The sequence below is a fragment of the Floricoccus penangensis genome, assembly GCF_001832885.1.
In the GTDB taxonomy this organism is placed as follows: domain Bacteria; phylum Bacillota; class Bacilli; order Lactobacillales; family Streptococcaceae; genus Floricoccus; species Floricoccus penangensis.
This window is the reverse complement of record NZ_MKIQ01000001.1, coordinates 62,567-80,108: the sequence shown is the minus strand read 5'-3', so window position 1 is coordinate 80,108 and position 17,542 is coordinate 62,567. Positions and strand designations below refer to the sequence as shown.

The window sequence follows — 17,542 nt, the reverse complement described above, 5'->3', positions numbered from 1 at the left end:
ATTGTAGCCTCAAGTTTAACTCACTATGTCCAATTTGTCCAAAATATTACTTTTTATATTCCTTGTTCATAACTTTTTGTAAATCTTTAGGTATCTCATCCCAAGATACAAACTCTAAATATTTCACGTAAGTACCTTTATGTTCCAACTTACCATAATTTTTACCTTCTGGTGATTGTCCTCCCGAAAAAGTTAAAGTATGAGGTTTCTTTCCTGCTTTATCATAGACAGGTTCTACATAATTGTCTGGAATTTGTGTTTGACTAGACTTTTCTACGTAGGCTTTTCCACCATTATAGGTTACTTCGGGTGGAAGTGTAGCATATCCATAGGTCATTTTCATTAACGGATTTATACGGTCAACAATTTCATTCTTATTTTGATAAAAAGTAAAAAATGCAAACACAAGAAGAACGATTGTTCCTAGGGTTAAGATAGGGACCAAAAATCTACTTTTCATTATTTTCCTCCGATTTATATTATATAATCACATGCTTGTGTTAGATTAGGAATGTAAAGCCATATTATTTTTTATAAAAAATACCTCATATATTATTGAGGTATTCTTAGTATTGAAGTCAATGAATCAACTATTAGTTGATTTTGAGGTAAAGCTGAATGATAACTTGTAAGGCCTGAAACATTTAGTTCAGTAAAATCTGCAACTGTCTTGTAGAAAATATCTTTACTAGCCCAAGCACTTCTATTAGCAACTATCCCATCATCTAAGCCTGCTATTGCATGGACTCTAAGATTTTTAGGAATATTATTCTTTTCTCTTATCAGATCAATAAGCATTGGTGTTTTCTTCCCATCTTTTCTATCAAGGTTGAAAGGTGTACCAATTGTAACCAAATTAAGAACTGTCTTATCATAATTTCCAAAATATTTTTCTAAGAAAATGGTCCAGTTTAGTCCTCCATTGGAGTGACCTACTGCATTAAATTCCTCAAAATCAAAGCGCGAAACTAGATATGCGAATGCTGCATCCAATAATCGAGCTTGTTCTTTAATATTTTCATAACCATCACGGTTATTTTCAAAAGCTATGACTACATAGCCTTTGAAAACTCCCGTTGTCGAGATAACTTTATTTGAGTTTACAACAAGTTTAAGAACATTCTTGGGATTTATATTCATCATTTTGAAGGTTAAATCAAAGCGATTTTTACCTGCAGAGCTCCCTGGAATAAAAATTGCCGGACAATGTACTCCTGTTTTTATTGTCTTTGGAGTTTTTACAAACAAATTTTTAAAAAAAGCCATGATGTGTCCCCTTTTAATTTTCTGTATTTAAAGTTGATTGTCCAATTTTATCAGGTTCTAACATTGCCCAATCCTTAGACAAGAATTGATCATTATCAATTTCATATTCAGGCTTAATATACTTTTTAGATAGAAATGGATTGATATATCTATCTAAATCAAGCCATCCACGCCATCCTATATGAATTGTATCCTGCATATAATATGGTTTATCACTCTCATTAGAGAGGTCTGCAATATTATTAAAACCTTGTTCAGTTAATTGATGTTTAATTTTTTTCACAGTATCTTGATACATCTTAGGGCTTAAACCTGTGTAGTCAATCCACTTTTGATTAATAGGCGGAATTACAAATAGAACTTCAATGTTTTGTTTAGCAAATTCATCAAGAACTAACTGAAAATCATTGTATTCTTTTGATCTTGTATAGTCAAAATGTGCTTGAGAACCTTTTAATCGACCGACATTAGCCCTTAAACGCTCATTATAAAAACTATTTTTAATGCCTAAATCATTATTTGTAGTATTTTCCTTAGCTTGATCTGTAGCTATTTGATCCAATTCTTCATAATTATAAGTATCTGGAAGTGGTTTTTCCATAGGTATAATTTTTTTCTTATAGTTATCTTTTAAGTCGAAACGAGAAAATAAGAGATCTTCATTAGACAAGATTCCTAAGTCAAAACTAACTTTTCTTTTTTGTTTCTCACTTAATGGATGTCCTTTAGCAACTTGTCTGAAAAGGTCATCGTCTTGAATTCCCATATCCAAATATCTTTGAGCCGCATACCTATCTTCTGCAGAATTAGTAGCGTTTTTTAGGAAATAAATTCCTTGAATTTTTGAATAGAAAGTTTGAAAGGCTGCCTTATTTTGTCCTTTTGGATCAAACCATTGAGGACTGATACTGAAGACTACTTTCTTACCAGCAATATCATCTTGAATTGGTTGCATAGCTGAGTACTGTGTTAATGATTGAGTACCCATATATCCTAAAAGAAATGGAGTGTAGTCTCTCTTGTACTTATCAGCAAGAACTGATGGGTGGAATGAATCAAAACGTGTTAATTCGCTCGAACCCATAAAAGGAACATACCTTTTTTCCTTATTCTGAAATGCCGCTTTTTTTAATGCACGTCCTTTAAAAACTCGTGTCTCAAGTGATGAAGCTGCTTTATTTAAAACCTTATCTGAATACCTTACATCTGAATTAGTAAAAGCTAGTAAACTAAATAAAATACCTGCTGCAATGACTAATGGACCAAAAATCCACCACAGGCGTTTTACTAGTTTCATCCTAACATCTCCGTAACCTTAGCTATAACTTTATTTGGAGTATCCCACTCTTCGCGAACAAAACCTAAAACAGGAATTGTTACACCAAATTCGTCTTGGATACTCATTAATACTTCAATAGTTGCCATTGAATCAAGCAAACCATTATCGTAAAAATTTTCGTCCATCATCGAAGTTACATCTTCTCCTGAAACTTCTTCCATAATATCAATAATTCCATTTTTTACATTTTCCATTTTTATTTTTCCTCTCGAAATTTAATTATTTAAAAAATATTTTATCTAGAATTCCTGAGAATATTAGGAATCCTACAAATACAGCCTGTAAAGTTATAAAGGTTGCAAATATTTCTGTGAACTTATTATGTGGTATTTCTTTCTTATGTTTTCTTTTGTATCTAAGCCACGCATCATTGATGACAAGTCCAACTCCATGGAAGAGACCATATGCAATATAATACCATGTAACTCCATGCCAGAATCCCATTAATAGCATATTGAAGATATAGGCTACGTTTGCTGTTGTAACACGACTCTTAAATACCTTTTTCTTCATGAGAAGAAAAGATAATCTCATAAAGACGAAATCACGGAACCAAAAACTCAAGCTCATATGCCAACGATTCCAGAAATCTTTAAGGTTTTTAGAGATAAATGGTCGATTGAAGTTGATAGGTGATCTAATCCCGAACAAATAAGATATAGCGACAGCAAACATTGAATATCCTGCAAAATCAAAATATAAATCTAGTCCATAGACATACATATACCCTACTAATGGCCATGAAAGTCCACCTTTAGCAATGGCTGCTTTTTCCAAAAAGATTTGGAAATACTCTTTTAGTACATAGGCAATTAAGAATTTATATAGGAAGCCAAGCATAACGTACCAAACTGCCTTTTGAAGCATATCAAGATACTCTTCCTTATCAGGAATATTGTTATAGTCTTTTTCGAAGCGCTCATATCTGTCAATTGGACCACTAGTAAAAGTAGGCATGAATAATACAAACTTAAAGAACATGGCCGGTTTAAATTCACTTATTACACCATCACGTGCAGTCATTACCATTCCGGTAGCACGGAAAGTTAAATAACTAATCCCCATAAATCCTAGGAACGAATGATGACCTAGCAGTGCTGGTGTAAGCTTAACCATAAGCAAAGGGAGCACCGATAAGAAGGTCATGACGTAGAAAACAATACTATTGTTAGCTTTTTTTCTATATGTCATGTATCCACCAACTATTATAAACTCCCAGGCTATATATGCAAGTAGAGCCATGCCCTGGTGCCATTTTACCCCAGTAAACATTACAAAGATAAAACCAAATTGAACTAGAGCTTCATATACATGCAATCTTTTCTGATGATACATAGCTATGACTATAGGTAATAGCGCGATAGCCAGATAAACAAAATACTGAGGATTCCCATAAGCGTCCAAGTTCGGTATCTTATGTAAAAAATCCATCATTATTTATTCACCTCAGCAATCACAGCTTTGATATCAATTTTCCCATTAGGAGAGATTGGTAGACTATCTACATATTTAAAACGACTTGGAACCATATATGGCATCATAATTTCATTTAACTCAGCTTTAATAGCGTTTGTTAATTGAATATTTTTTTCAAATTCGTGTTCTTTTGGTACTACATAAGCAACCATCGCCTGAACTTTATGATCTGCTCCATATTTTGGAACTGCAACTGCTGATTTTACGTATTTTGATAGGTTCAAAAAGTGATTCACTTCTTCAAGCTCAATACGATATCCGTGAAGTTTAATTTGAAAATCTTTTCTCCCACCATAATGAAGAAGACCATTTTCATCAAATTTTCCTAAGTCACCTGTACGGTAAGCAGGCTCCCCATCAACTTCATAAAATGCTTCTGCAGTTTTCTCAGGATTATTCATATATCCTTTAGAAACGCTTGGTCCAGCAATTACAATCTCACCATCAACAATATGAATTGTTGTATTAGGTTTTACATAACCAATAGGTAAACGATCACTTGATTCAATTAAATCATTTGTAATTTCAACACGAGTTACAGCAACTGTTGCTTCAGTTGGTCCATAAGTATTGAAAATTTGCGCCTCAGGGAATCTTTCCTTAAGTTTTTTTGCAGTTCCTACTGTTAATTCTTCACCACAAAAAAGAAAATGCTTTAATTCAGGATAATTTTCCTGATTAAATTCTGGGCTAAGCATAGCAACTTCAGAAAATGATGGTGTTGATACCCATACCTCTAAGTCCATTTTAGGTAAAACTGTAAATAGTTGAGCAAAGTCATCAGCAACTTCTTTTGGAAGTGCCTTTAAGCATCCTCCGAGAGCTAATGTTGGTGCCCATTCCATTACGGATAAATCAAATGAATATGGAGGTTGTGCTAATGTTACTGGTTCTTTTTTCAAATTAAAATCTTCAAGCATCCAATTTGTAAAACTTAAAAGATTATCGTGACTTATTTGAACACCTTTTGGTTTACCAGTTGTTCCACTAGTGAATATTATGTAATACGTATCATCACCCGTTACTTGAAGTGATTCATCTAATTCAACAGAGCCTGTAAATATGTTCTCATCAAGTTTAATAACAGGAACATCAATTTCTATTGGAAGCTCATTGACAGCTATAAGTGCTGCTGGTTTTGCTACTTCCACAATTCCCTCTATACGATCATTCGATGAATTAACATCTACTGGAATGTAGGCATGACCACTCTTAACAGAAGCAAGAAATGCAACCATCATCTCGAATTCATGTCCTCCATAAACCATAATCGCTGCTTTCTCAGGAAGGTTTTGTTCAATTAGATAAGCAGCCAATTGATCAGACTTTTCTTTTAATTCTGCATATGTATGTAACTCTCCTAGGTAGTCATATGCTAGGGCATCTTTATTGTGTCCATCAATTGTCTTAATAATGTTTGTTAACATAGTGTTATTTCCTTCTAAAATTCATTGTACATAAAGCCACCTTGGCCTATACCAGAATAGTGATATAGATACAGCAAACCAAGTAAAATTACAAAGTATAATGCTGTACGGGCTAAAAAATTAACCCCACGATTCTCAGTGAAAATTGTTTCTAATTTTTTCATACTATTATTATATCATACTGAATTAAAGTGGTACTTACAAATATGTAAGAATTCATAAAAGGTAGCTAAAAGTTCCCAAACGTTTACTTTTCATTAAAAAACCTGTAAAATGGTGGCATATATACATATTTTATAGGAGAAAAAATGCTTACAGTTAACGATATTAGCTTACAATTTTCAGACCGTAAACTTTTTGATGAAGTAAACATCAAATTTACACCAGGAAATTGTTATGGACTTATCGGTGCCAACGGTGCTGGTAAATCAACATTTTTAAAAATTTTAGCTGGTGATATTGAGCCTTCAACAGGTCATGTTTCACTTGGTACAGATGAACGTCTTTCAGTTCTTCGTCAAAATCACTTTGACTATGAAGAACAAACTCCACTTGAAGTTGTAATGTCAGGTAATGAAGTTCTTGCTAAGATTGCAGAAGAAAAAGATGCTATCTACATGAACCCTGACTCAACTGATGATGATTTCATGCATGCTGCTGAACTTGAAGCACAATTTGGTGAAATGGGTGGTTATGAGGCTGAAGGTGAAGCTGCTTCACTTTTACAAAACCTTGGTATTCCAGCTAGTCAACATTCTGATTTAATGGCTAACCTAACAGCTGGGGAACACGTTAAAGTACTACTTGCTAAAGCTCTATTTGGTAAACCAGATGTTTTACTACTCGATGAACCAACAAATGGACTAGATATTCAAGCTATCAACTGGTTAGAAGAGTTTTTGATAAACTTTGAAAATACTGTTATTGTCGTATCCCATGACCGTCACTTTTTAAATAAAGTTTGTACACACATGGCCGACCTTGATTTTGGAAAAATTAAACTTTTCGTTGGTAACTATGACTTCTGGAAAGAATCAAGTGAACTTGCACTTCGACTTCAAGGTGATCAAAACCGTAAGGCTGAAGAAAAGATCAAAGAACTTCAAGATTTCGTTGCAAGATTCTCTGCCAACGCTTCTAAATCTAAACAAGCAACATCTCGTAAGAAAATGCTTGATAAAATTGAACTTGAAGAAATTGTTCCAAGTAGCCGTAAATATCCATTTATTGGGTTCAAACCAGAACGCGAAATTGGTAATGATCTTCTTTCAGTTAAAGACTTACGAGTTGAAATTGATGGTGAAGTAATTCTTGATAATATCAACTTTATCCTTAAACCAGGCGATAAAGTTGCCTTTATTGGTCAAAATGATATCCAAACTACTACTCTAATGCGTGCTCTTATGAATGATATTGAGTACACTGGTGAAGTTAAATGGGGTGTTACTACAAGTCAATCATATCTTCCAAAAGATAATACACGTGATTTTGCTGGAGGAGAAACTATACTTGACTGGTTACGTCAATTCGCAAGCAAAGAAGAAGACGACAACACATTCTTACGTGGTTTCCTTGGACGTATGTTATTCTCTGGGGAAGAAGTTAATAAATCAGTTAACGTTCTTTCAGGGGGAGAAAAAGTACGTGTAATGTTAAGTAAACTTATGTTACTTAAGTCAAATGTCCTTGTTCTTGATGATCCAACAAACCATTTAGACCTTGAGTCAATTTCAGCTCTAAATGATGGATTGAAAGCATTCAAAGGAAGCATCCTTTTTGCCAGTCATGACCATGAGTTTATTGAAACACTAGCTAATCATATCGTTGTTCTTTCTAAGAATGGCGTTATTGATAGGATAGATGAAACATATGACGAGTTCCTTGAAAATGATGAAGTTCAAGCAAAAGTAAAAGAACTTTGGAATAACTAATACTTAAATAAATAAAAAGATCCTCATCAACTTCAAATTGATGAGTTTCTTATTTTACAGTCACTTAAAAATAGATTAATACATCGTTGCGATTTATACTAATAAGCTTGCTTATTATAGTATAATCGACATCGGAGCAAGGCGTAGTGACTCATCTCGATGAACGCTAGTTCTATCATCAATTCGTCGCCATTAGAACTAATTGCTTTAGCAATTTAAGTTCTATGGACATCGTAGCACAGCGAAGCGCCTTGTCTTATTTCTATTTTAATCAACCATAACAAACATGGATAGGAGTGAATAATTGATAAAATTAATCGCAACAGATATGGATGGAACATTTCTAAATGCCGCAAGTACATACGATAAAGAACGTTTTTCAGAGGTGCTCAATCAACTAAATAAAAAAGGAGTTGTTTTTGCTGCTGCAAGTGGAAGACAGCTACTTTCCCTACAAAATGTTTTTTCTGATTTCAAAGATCAAATGGCTTTTGTAGCAGAGAATGGAGCAATTGTGACATACGAGGATGAAATTCTTTTTGAAGAAGTTATGTCAATGAATGATGTTAAAAAAATCCTCGACCTAGTTTCTCAAAATGAAAGATTTATAGGACAAAAAATCCTCTTATCTGGTGAAAAAGGCTTTTACATTTTTGAAAACTCAGACCCTGATTACATAGAAAAATCGAAAATATACTATTCAAATCTCATTATTATTAAAAGTCTTGATGAGGTTGATGACAAGATCTTGAAGCTTAGTGCAAACTTGCCGGCTGATTATATTTTAGAGTTTGAATCTTGGCTTAATTCTAGGATTGGTGACTATCGCGCTGTTACCACTGGGTTCGAGGGACTTGATATTATCCCAAGCCATATAAATAAGGCGACCGGACTCGAAAAATTAGCTGAAAAATTGAATATAAATCCTAATGAAATTGCAGCCTTTGGCGATAACCATAATGATTTGGAAATGCTTGAGTATGCAGGCCATTCGTATGCAGTTGACAATGCTCGTGAAAAAGTTAAAAGCGTTAGTGAAAATATAATTGGGCATCATAACGCTGGTGCTGTAATCGATGAAATTGAAAAAATAATACATTTGTGATACAATTTTATTCGATATATATAAGAAATAATTTGTGGGATTATTCTTGCATTAAAATATAAACTATATAAGAGGAATACATATGAAAATTGCAGTTGATGCAATGGGTGGTGATTTCGCTCCTAAAGCTATTGTAGATGGAGTGAAACTTGCCAGCAAAGATTTTCCAAATCTTGAATTCATTCTCTTTGGAGATGAAGCAAAAATCAAAGAATGTCTTGACGAAGAAAATAAAAATATTTCTATCGTTCATACTACCCAAAAAATAGAAGGTACTGATGAACCCGTTAAAGCAATTCGTAAGAAAAAAGATTCAAGTATGGTTCGTGCTGCTCAAGCTGTGAAAGACGGCGATGCAGATGCTTTACTTTCAGCTGGGAATACAGGTGCTTTATTAGCAAGTGGACTATTTGTCATTGGACGAATTAAACAAGTTGAAAGACCAGCATTACTTTCAACTTTGCCTACAATTGATGGGACTGGTTTCGATATGCTCGACCTAGGTGCCAATGCTGAAAATACAGCAAAACACCTCCACAACTACGGAACTCTTGGTACCTTCTATGCTAAAAACATTCGTGGTATTGAAAATCCACGAGTAGGTCTACTTAATAACGGGACAGAACCTGGAAAAGGGACTCCTCTAACTAAAGAAGCTTTTAAACTTCTAGAAGCTGATGAAACGATTAATTTCATCGGTAACATAGAAGCGCGTGATCTTCTTGATGGGATTGCTGATGTTGTTGTTACTGATGGATTCACAGGAAATGCTGTTCTTAAAACAATTGAGGGCACTGCATCAAATATGATGAAGTTATTAAAAGAAGCAATTACTGAAAGTGGTCTTAGAGGTAAAGCTGGTGCTCTTCTCCTAAAAAATGGACTGCTTGGTTTGAAGGATAAAATGGATTATGAAAAGGCTGGCGGTGCTGTGCTATTCGGTGTCAAAGCTCCAGTTATCAAATCACATGGTTCTTCAAAAGAGCAAGCTATTTATTCAACAATTAAACAAATCAACAGAATGCTTGAAAGCAATGTTGTTGGACAACTTGTAGATTATTATCAAAAAGAAAGTGAAACACATACAAATGACTAAAGAAGAAATTTTTAACCAAATCAAAGATACATTGGCTGAAAGCTTAGAAATTGAGCCAGATCAGATTACACTTGAAACTGATATTGTAGATGATCTTCATGCTGATTCTATCTCAATCATGGAATTTACTCTAGCCCTTGAAGATGAATTTGATATTGAAATTTCAGACGAAGATGCTGATCGTATAATTACAATCGGTAATGTTGTTGACTATATTGCAGAGCAAAAAGCTTAATTTTATATGATATCTTAATTTTATATGATATAAGGTACAAACTTAAAAACAGTTATCAATTGATAGCTGTTTTTTTGTACCCTATCTGCGATATTTTTCTCCTATTTACTTCCAATTCATGAAGCATTCCAACAAATTTCCAGAGAGTACAATACTTCAAATATTTTATAAAAGTAAAAAAAGATTAGAAATTAAAAATCATCAAATTTATACAAATTTTTACTATAAATTTAACTCATTGATACTCTAAAATGAGTTTTTATTTTGTTTAAAAAAACTTTTGCATTATAATACTAATCAATAGGATGTTACTGCATTTTTCTTAATTGTTAACAAAATACATACATTTGAGTTTTTAAAATTATAATTTTAAATTTGTGGGGAGTTTAAAATTTAATTATTTTATTATTTTAATGAAATAATTGTAGATTGATTAATTTCAAAATTTTTTTCATGTTGCAGTTTAGAAAAAAAAGTAAAATCATTATTAAAACTTATAAATTGGGGGAAAATATGTCAAAAATTTTAATTGTATTAATGGTAATCTTAATCATTTTTATTTTAATTGCAGTATTACTTGTAGCAACTTATGTAAAGAGAGAACCAAATCAAGCACTTGTAGTTTCGGGGAAAAATCTTAAAAATAAAGAGGGAGTCAGGGTAGTTACAGATGGAGGAACATATATAGTTCCATTTTTACAGAAAGCACATACGCTCAGCCTTCTAACTAAAAAAATTGATCTTGAAGTCAATGAAATATATATGGATGGAGGGATACCTTTTCAAGCTACTGCTTCAGCGTTGGTAAGAATCGGAACAACAGACAAGTATATTAAAAATGCTGTAGAGCATTATCTAGGAGAGCCTTCAAAAAAAATTGAAGAAGATGCTAAGGAAATCATTGAAAAACAGATACAAGCTGTCTTAAGTACAATGACAGAGGAAGATATATATACAGATAAATCATATATAATTGAACAGATACAAGCTATGGCTTCAATTGAACTTAAAAAAATGGGAATCGAATTACTATCACTTTCAATAAAAGAAATTAATGATGGCAATGGTTACATAGATGCAATCACTAAACTTCAGATAGTTGAAAACAAAAGAAAGGCACAGCTTGAATACTCTTCTGCCGATCTTGAAACCCGTATTAAACAAGCCGAAGATGATAAAGCGGCACAGCTTGAAGAAATTAAGAGAAGCATAGAAATTGCTGAAGAACGAAAAGAACAAGCACTTCAAGAAATAAAAATAAATTTAGATGAAGAAATTGCAAAAGTCCAAGAACGTGTAAAAAGTGAAATTAAAAAAGCTAATATGATGAAGGACAAAGAAATTGAGCAAGCAAATATAATAAAAAATCAAGAAATTGAACGTGCTAATATAGAAAAAGATCGTGAAATCGAACGTGCTAATATAGAGAAAGATGGTCAAATTGAACAAGCTAATTTGATAAAAATGCAAGAAATTGAAAAAGCTAATATTATAAAAGATCGTGAAATTTTGAAAGCACAAATTGAGCTAAAATCTAAAATGGAGCAGTTGAAATTAGAATATGAAGAACAAGAAAAGAAAATTGAGCTTCTAGAAAAGAAAGCAGAAGCACGAGAAAAAGAGTTCAATTCTGATTTTCTTCGTAAAGAAGCTGAAACAAGACATTACGTTGCTGTTCAGGAAGCTGAGGCAAATAAAGCTCGTCAAATTGCTAAAGCAGAAATTGAAGCAAGACAAATTGAATTAGCAGCGCAAGCTGAAGCAAATCGAATCGAAAAATTAGGAAAAATAGGTATGGATCGAACTTTCCAAGCAATTAAAGATGCAACTGGTATTGATTTTGAAGAACTTATTAAAAATAAAGATGATGCCACAAAACGAAATAATGATAAAAATTCGAAGAACAATAGCAACTTATAATAATAAAACTCGTAGTCCAATCAAACTACGAGTTATATTTATTTAAAATTATTTTCCTTGTATTAAAAATCGACGAATTCGTGATGAAGCTGCTTCAACTACAAATATCAGTAGGAATAATCCAATTAATATTGAACCAACTTGATTCCAACGATAAGCATTCATTGCAAAAATTAATGGTGCTCCGATTCCTCCTGCACCTACTAAACCTAAAATAGTAGCATCTCTCAAATTCATGTCAAAACGATATAGTAATAGTGACAAGAAATCAGGCTTCAATTGTGGAATTATACCAAAACGAATTTTTTGGAATAAACTAGCTCCTGATGCCTCCATTGATTCAATAATACCTTGATCTAAATTTTCAATTGTTTCGGTGAACATCTTAGCAATCATCCCTATTGAAGCAACTGCTAGTGTTAATACTCCTGCTGAAGCTCCAGGTCCTGTAACACGTATAAACATTAAACCATATACAAAAGGTGGCACAGTTCGAATTGCCATATTAATAAAATTCATTATAAATGCAACTGGTTTTGGTACAATATTAGTTGCTGATAAAAAAGCTAATGGAAGAGCTAATATTGCACCGAATAGTGTACCTAATACCGCTATAGCAATTGTTTCTAATAGTAAAAATGGTACTCCTTGTTTAGTAAAATTGAAAAGGAACGAAGTATCAGGATGAAAAATTCCTTTAAATATATTCTTAGCAATAACCATTCCATCTTTCGAAAGGGGTTTCACTTCAATTACAGACATTGACCAGATTAGTAATCCCAAAATAGCTACAGCAATCATCATGTAGTATCCTTTATTACTTTTTTCTTTTTCTAACATCTCGACAATTGAATTATTTTTATTTTCTACTTGCATTTTCTCTCCTTCAATTGTCTATGATAATTTAGTTCGAACAAATTGACTAAATTGCTCAATAATAGTCACTGCTATAAATAATACAATTAAAATCATTCCAACATTTGTGTAGTAGCGTAAACCAATATTCTCATTCAAGATTATACCAATTCCTCCTGCACCTACATAACCTAAGATAGCTGCATAACGAACATTTCCTTCGAAATTAAAGAGAGTAGTTGAAATATACATAGGCATAAGTTGAGGAAAGATTGTTGCCACGACAGCTTTTGATTTACTAGCTCCCAAAGCTTCCATAGCCTCAAAAGGTCCCATATCTACAGTTTCAATTTGTTCAAAAAGTTGTTTTCCGATGTATGAAAAAGAAAATATAAAGATAGCTATTGTACCAGCAAAAGTTCCAAGTCCCCATATATAAGTAGCAATCAAAGCTGTAACAAGTGTGGGTAATGTACGTAGAACTGTAAATATAAAACGAATTACTCCATTAATCAGTTTATTCTTTACAATATTATTAGCAGCAAGAAATGCAAATGGAACAGCAAGAATACTACCTAAAAATGAACCTACTATACTCATTTTAATGGTATCTAGTAAAGGTTTTTTTATTGCTCCTAAGTATTCCCAATTCGGTGGAAACATTGATCCAAGCATAGACCAAAAATTATGGAAATTTTTGAATACTTTTTCAAAATCAAACTGCACAATATAAAGTGAAAAAATAACTATAGCTAAGACAAATAGTGCATAGATGAATGTATGGGATTTTTTTTCTTTAACTACTGACCCATCTTCAAGTACCCATTCTTTTGATTGAGCTATTCTCTTATACTTTGTCATTTTTTACGCCATCCTCTTTTTGATAAATTTCATCCAAGATCTCTTGCGTTACTTCACTACTTGGTCCATCAAAAACTATTTTTCCTTTTTTAATAGCAATAATTCTATCAGCATATTTAAGTGCCAAATCGACATGGTGAATGTTAATCAATACAGTCTTATTCAACTCTTTATTAATTTTCTTAAAGTTATCCATAACTTCATTTGCTGTTACTGGATCAAGTGCTGCTACTGGTTCATCTGCAAGTAAGATTTGAGGATCTTGAGCTAGTGTTCTTGCTAAAGATACACGCTGTTGCTGTCCTCCAGATAGTTCATCTGTACGAACGTACGCCTTATCTAAAATTCCCACACGGTTAAGAGACTCCAAAGCCATTTGTTTATCTTCTTTTGAAAATCGAGAGAATAATACAGATAAAAAATTCATTTGAGAAACACGAGAATTTAAAACATTCTTAATAACTGAAATACGTGGAACTAAATTATACGATTGAAAAATCATACCGATAGATTGACGAAACTTACGTAAATCATTACGTTTTAATTTTGCAACATCGGTTCCATTTACTGTTAAATTACCATCTGTAATATCAGTCAATCGATTAATAGTACGAATCAAAGTAGATTTACCGGCCCCACTTGTACCGATAATAGCTACAAACTCACCTTGTTCAATTTCTAAATTTATATCATCCAAACCAACAGTTCCATTTGGATAAACTTTGGAAACATGTTCCATTTTAATCATAAATGTACTCCTTATTAATAGGCAAAATATAGACTGAGCGAATGCTCAGTCTATATTCGGCTTTAAATTCTCTTATTTTTTATTTTGTGATTTCATAAGCTCTTGAGCTTTAACTTCTGTATCATAGTCAGAATCAGTAGCCTTTACATATCCAGTATGAGAATATACAGCAATAACTTTTTTACCTTCTTCAGTTTTTGCCATATTGATCAAAGCATTTTGCAATGCTCCTTTGACTTTATCATCCATCTTATCAGATTTTTTAGAAACTAATATAGCATCATTGTAAATAGGAACAGTAACACCAATTACATTAGTTTCAGTCCAAATATCTTTCTTACCATATTCAGAAGACCATGCTTTTTCAAAGTCACGACGTGCATCAGCATAAACAGGCATAACATCAATTTGACCAGAAGCTAAACGAGCAAAACCTGAACCATATGAATCATTTTGAACTGTTGATTTAAGTTCAGTAATATTATGTTTTACATTATCATTCAACCATAGAGAAGGATAAATATATCCAGCAGATGAGGTAGGTGATGCAAGTCCCCAGTTAGCTCCGTTTAGATCATCCCATGTAAGTTCTTCACCAGCATTAACTTTTTTTGCAAGTTCTTGACCTTTTGCAGAAGGACCAGCAATTAAAAGCGAGCGGTATGATTTAGCTTCTTCATCAGTTGCTACAGTTGGTTTTCCATCATTCCAGTCCTTAGCTTTTTCACTATCTTTGTTTAAAGCTTTACGTGTAGCAGTCAAGATAACATCAGTTTCATCTTTGTATACTGCATAAGTTCCACCTGGCACTCCGTAGCCCACATCAGCAGTTCCTGAACTTAAAGCTTCACCTACTGCTTGGAAGTCAGTACCAACAGAGATTTTAACATCCTTAACTTCAACACCTTCTTTTTTCAACTCTTCTTTTAATAAGTTGCTCAAAGGTTCTGTCGCAGTTTTAATATCATCAGGATTCTTAGATGGTACAAACATCACGTTTAACTCATCAAGAGCTTTAGAACCTGAATCAGATTCTTTAGTTTTTGATTCCTTAGAACCACAACCAACCAAAAGTGCAGCCGTAGCAACAGCTACCATACTAGTTGCAAATAATTTTTTTGCTTTCATTTTTAAAAAATTCTCCTATATTTTTTTATAAATAAAATTTATTTATCTTAATTAACTTGGTAAATACCATAAAGATTGAATCTTACTACTAAATTGCTCTTCATTGTTCTTTCGCAAACGAAGAATAAAGTCACCTGCGTCAGTTGTACGAATAGTTAACTCTATAGAGGCATTACCATCTTTATCTGTCAAAACATCAAATGATTCAGATGAATCACGTTTGTTGCTCCATTTACCATCACTTGATTTAACAAAAGCATAACCACTTCCTGCTTCATTTCCCAAATAAGAGACTGGACTATATACATCTAAAACATAGTCTCTTAGATCAGTATTAGGACTAAAATCGGTAAACTTTATTGAAACCTTACTTTCCTTACCTACTGCAATCCTATTTGAATATTCAACATCAATATTAGGTTGTGGTTTTTCGACATCATTCTGAGTAGCGAACACTATAGTATCAGTTATAACATTATTTTTGCCTTGTTTCAATCTAATATTGTAATTTCCTTCAATATCTACTTTGACGGTGATTTCTTGTTCAGCATTTCCGTACTTATCCGTCTGGATATCAAAAGTATTTGAATAAGATTTATTATTTTTCCACTCACCTTCTCCTACTTTTGTATCAGCAACTTGCTCACCTTGTTTAAGACCATTCTGTCCTTCGGTTGGATTGTAAATACCTAAAGTATAGTCCTTCAAAACTGTATTTGCTTTGTAGTTAGTAAAAATAACTTTTAGTTTTACCTCTTCACCCACAACAGGCAAGTTATCATAAATAATCTCTACTTTAGGTAACTTATCTGGATCAATATTTGATCCATAACTTCCTGCTGCAAAAGTAGAACGGTCATACCATTTATAACCCTTTTGTGGTTTCCCCCAAGGCTCTGCTTGTGGCTCTGTACTATTTTCTGGAATCTCAAAATCATGTAAACTAGTTTTTTCTGATAAATTTATTCCTTTATTACTAAAATCTGAATAATCTTCTTGAATAGCTAGCCAATTAATAAGTTGCATCAAGAGACGAGAATCATCTTTTTCGCTGTAACCATCGTATGTCCTCTTCAAGTTTCCAGTTTCTTCATTTCTATATTTAGGACTAGCATCTTCAACTAGTGAAGAATCTCCAAGGAAGGCTGCCTTTCCTTTATCTTTTTTACTGATGGCAATATAAGCACCTTCCGCAACTCCACCACCATTATACACTCCATCATCAGTAGCGTTAGGCCAACGGTTAGTTTCTTTTGTGAGTCCTTCTGGAGGGTAAACAATTCCTTTGGCACGTTTATTATCCATTATTGCAATTGTTCCACCAGCATGCAAAGCAACATCACTTACATTGTCTAAAATGCCAAATGTATTTTCCATAATCATTGGGGCATCAATATTATCAAGCGCATTATATCTAAAACGAACACCAAATGTATCATTTAACCAATCTCTACTAACTACTCCTTGCATGGCCTGGGAATTACGCTCTCCATCATCCATACCAAGTGTCATATCTGTGTATGCACCTCTGCGAAAACCATTAAATGCTTCTGGTGCATCAATCCTATTCTTATTTCGATCGGCATTATAGTGATCACCTATATAAAATACAGAACCTCCACCTGAAACATAGGCAGCTATTGCATTTTGCTCTTCTGCTTTATATGGGATATTAGCTTCAGGTATTACAAATACATCATAGTCTTCTAAGTCTTGAAGGGTTATAGGAGTAAACTTTCGAAGTTCCTTTACGTAATAACCTTCTTTCACAAGACCATCAGCAAAATCAGAAAATCCTCCATCAATGACCCAATCAGCAGCTCCAGCTGTCTGAGCATGTGTATTATCAAATAATATTTTCTTACCATTTTCTTTTAAAGGTTTAATGTATGGAGCTGAGTTAATTAGCTCCTGATCCTTGAGTTGATCCGCACCTGCATTAACATTAAGTGGGAGAGTAATAGAAAACAACAATAAAATGGCTATAAACCATTTTTTCATAAAAAAACTCCTTAATATTTCAGATGAGAAGTCAATTGCCTATGCTTCTCTTGCTAAATAAATAAAATACGAACGATTTTCCTATTTGCTATTATATAGTTCGTTAAACACATTTTACTATGTAAATTAAATCAATACAATATGAAATTTTAAA

The 17,542-nt window shown here is 33.1% G+C and carries 17 protein-coding genes; 5 read left to right on the top strand and 12 right to left on the bottom strand.

Annotation, left to right across the window (positions count from 1 at the left end):
- Positions 1–46 precede the first annotated feature (46 nt).
- From BG262_RS00415 to BG262_RS10295, 7 genes are all read right to left on the bottom strand, one after another.
- Positions 47–460, bottom strand: a complete 414-nt coding sequence (locus tag BG262_RS00415; protein WP_070786914.1) for a YxeA family protein — start codon at positions 458–460, stop codon at positions 47–49.
- 92 nt (positions 461–552) lie between these two features.
- Complete coding sequence (locus BG262_RS00410) at positions 553–1,266, bottom strand: alpha/beta hydrolase (protein WP_070786913.1); 714 nt, start codon at positions 1,264–1,266, stop codon at positions 553–555.
- Positions 1,267–1,279: 13 nt separating this feature from the next.
- Positions 1,280–2,563 (bottom strand): D-alanyl-lipoteichoic acid biosynthesis protein DltD, encoded by a 1,284-nt coding sequence (gene dltD, locus BG262_RS00405; protein ID WP_070786912.1) that lies wholly within the window; start codon positions 2,561–2,563, stop codon positions 1,280–1,282.
- The gene (gene dltC / locus BG262_RS00400; protein ID WP_070786911.1) at positions 2,560–2,799 is read right to left on the bottom strand and encodes a D-alanine--poly(phosphoribitol) ligase subunit DltC; all 240 of its coding nucleotides are present in this window, start codon (positions 2,797–2,799) and stop codon (positions 2,560–2,562) included. Before dltC ends, dltD begins: the two co-directional genes overlap by 4 nt.
- A gap of 25 nt (positions 2,800–2,824) precedes the next feature.
- Positions 2,825–4,039, bottom strand: a complete 1,215-nt coding sequence (gene dltB, locus BG262_RS00395) for a D-alanyl-lipoteichoic acid biosynthesis protein DltB (RefSeq protein WP_371827957.1) — start codon at positions 4,037–4,039, stop codon at positions 2,825–2,827.
- A complete protein-coding gene (gene dltA / locus BG262_RS00390) occupies positions 4,039–5,508 on the bottom strand; it encodes a D-alanine--poly(phosphoribitol) ligase subunit DltA (protein WP_070786910.1) in 1,470 nt (489 codons plus the stop codon). The genes dltB and dltA overlap by 1 nt, the downstream gene beginning before the upstream one ends.
- 14 nt (positions 5,509–5,522) lie before the next feature.
- Positions 5,523–5,672 carry a teichoic acid D-Ala incorporation-associated protein DltX gene (locus BG262_RS10295; protein WP_075201861.1) on the bottom strand — a complete coding sequence of 50 codons (150 nt, stop codon included), beginning with the start codon at positions 5,670–5,672 and terminating at the stop codon, positions 5,523–5,525.
- A gap of 144 nt (positions 5,673–5,816) precedes the next feature.
- On the opposite strand from BG262_RS10295, the gene BG262_RS00385 reads away from it, so the two are divergent.
- The 5 genes from BG262_RS00385 (at position 5,817) to BG262_RS00365 (ending at position 11,795) form a co-directional block, all read left to right on the top strand.
- A complete protein-coding gene (locus tag BG262_RS00385) occupies positions 5,817–7,439 on the top strand; it encodes an ABC-F family ATP-binding cassette domain-containing protein (protein WP_070786909.1) in 1,623 nt (540 codons plus the stop codon).
- A 304-nt stretch (positions 7,440–7,743) separates the two neighbouring features.
- A complete protein-coding gene (locus BG262_RS00380; protein ID WP_070786908.1) occupies positions 7,744–8,544 on the top strand; it encodes a Cof-type HAD-IIB family hydrolase in 801 nt (266 codons plus the stop codon).
- 82 nt (positions 8,545–8,626) lie between these two features.
- Complete coding sequence (gene plsX / locus BG262_RS00375; protein ID WP_070786907.1) at positions 8,627–9,640, top strand: phosphate acyltransferase PlsX; 1,014 nt, start codon at positions 8,627–8,629, stop codon at positions 9,638–9,640.
- The gene (gene acpP, locus BG262_RS00370) at positions 9,633–9,875 is read left to right on the top strand and encodes an acyl carrier protein (protein ID WP_070786906.1); all 243 of its coding nucleotides are present in this window, start codon (positions 9,633–9,635) and stop codon (positions 9,873–9,875) included. Before plsX ends, acpP begins: the two co-directional genes overlap by 8 nt.
- 513 nt (positions 9,876–10,388) lie before the next feature.
- Positions 10,389–11,795, top strand: a complete 1,407-nt coding sequence (locus BG262_RS00365; RefSeq protein WP_070786905.1) for an SPFH domain-containing protein — start codon at positions 10,389–10,391, stop codon at positions 11,793–11,795.
- Between the two features lie 48 nt (positions 11,796–11,843).
- Here the strand turns inward: BG262_RS00365 and phnE (BG262_RS00360) are convergent, their stop codons facing one another.
- The 5 genes from phnE (BG262_RS00360) to BG262_RS00340 all read right to left on the bottom strand — a co-directional run bounded on the left by phnE (BG262_RS00360) (position 11,844) and on the right by BG262_RS00340 (position 17,388).
- Entirely contained in the window at positions 11,844–12,671 is an 828-nt protein-coding gene (phnE, locus tag BG262_RS00360) for a phosphonate ABC transporter, permease protein PhnE (protein WP_083312838.1), read from the bottom strand.
- 18 nt (positions 12,672–12,689) lie between these two features.
- Positions 12,690–13,511, bottom strand: a complete 822-nt coding sequence (phnE, locus tag BG262_RS00355; protein WP_070786904.1) for a phosphonate ABC transporter, permease protein PhnE — start codon at positions 13,509–13,511, stop codon at positions 12,690–12,692.
- A complete protein-coding gene (phnC, locus tag BG262_RS00350) occupies positions 13,498–14,259 on the bottom strand; it encodes a phosphonate ABC transporter ATP-binding protein (protein WP_070786903.1) in 762 nt (253 codons plus the stop codon). Before phnC ends, phnE (BG262_RS00355) begins: the two co-directional genes overlap by 14 nt.
- Before the next feature lie 72 nt (positions 14,260–14,331).
- Entirely contained in the window at positions 14,332–15,387 is a 1,056-nt protein-coding gene (locus BG262_RS00345) for a phosphate/phosphite/phosphonate ABC transporter substrate-binding protein (protein ID WP_070786902.1), read from the bottom strand.
- A gap of 51 nt (positions 15,388–15,438) precedes the next feature.
- A complete protein-coding gene (locus BG262_RS00340) occupies positions 15,439–17,388 on the bottom strand; it encodes a hypothetical protein (RefSeq protein ID WP_070786901.1) in 1,950 nt (649 codons plus the stop codon).
- Positions 17,389–17,542 lie beyond the last annotated feature (154 nt).

Coding starts and splice junctions, on each gene's coding strand:
- BG262_RS00415 (WP_070786914.1), bottom strand. CDS start 460: ATGAAAAGTAGATTTTTGGTCCCTATCTTAACCCTAGGAACAATCGTT.
- BG262_RS00410 (WP_070786913.1), bottom strand. CDS start 1,266: ATGGCTTTTTTTAAAAATTTGTTTGTAAAAACTCCAAAGACAATAAAA.
- dltD (WP_070786912.1), bottom strand. CDS start 2,563: ATGAAACTAGTAAAACGCCTGTGGTGGATTTTTGGTCCATTAGTCATT.
- dltC (WP_070786911.1), bottom strand. CDS start 2,799: ATGGAAAATGTAAAAAATGGAATTATTGATATTATGGAAGAAGTTTCA.
- dltB (WP_371827957.1), bottom strand. CDS start 4,039: ATGATGGATTTTTTACATAAGATACCGAACTTGGACGCTTATGGGAAT.
- dltA (WP_070786910.1), bottom strand. CDS start 5,508: ATGTTAACAAACATTATTAAGACAATTGATGGACACAATAAAGATGCC.
- BG262_RS10295 (WP_075201861.1), bottom strand. CDS start 5,672: ATGAAAAAATTAGAAACAATTTTCACTGAGAATCGTGGGGTTAATTTT.
- BG262_RS00385 (WP_070786909.1), top strand. CDS start 5,817: ATGCTTACAGTTAACGATATTAGCTTACAATTTTCAGACCGTAAACTT.
- plsX (WP_070786907.1), top strand. CDS start 8,627: ATGAAAATTGCAGTTGATGCAATGGGTGGTGATTTCGCTCCTAAAGCT.
- acpP (WP_070786906.1), top strand. CDS start 9,633: ATGACTAAAGAAGAAATTTTTAACCAAATCAAAGATACATTGGCTGAA.
- BG262_RS00365 (WP_070786905.1), top strand. CDS start 10,389: ATGTCAAAAATTTTAATTGTATTAATGGTAATCTTAATCATTTTTATT.
- phnE (WP_083312838.1), bottom strand. CDS start 12,671: ATGCAAGTAGAAAATAAAAATAATTCAATTGTCGAGATGTTAGAAAAA.
- phnE (WP_070786904.1), bottom strand. CDS start 13,511: ATGACAAAGTATAAGAGAATAGCTCAATCAAAAGAATGGGTACTTGAA.
- phnC (WP_070786903.1), bottom strand. CDS start 14,259: ATGATTAAAATGGAACATGTTTCCAAAGTTTATCCAAATGGAACTGTT.
- BG262_RS00345 (WP_070786902.1), bottom strand. CDS start 15,387: ATGAAAGCAAAAAAATTATTTGCAACTAGTATGGTAGCTGTTGCTACG.
- BG262_RS00340 (WP_070786901.1), bottom strand. CDS start 17,388: ATGAAAAAATGGTTTATAGCCATTTTATTGTTGTTTTCTATTACTCTC.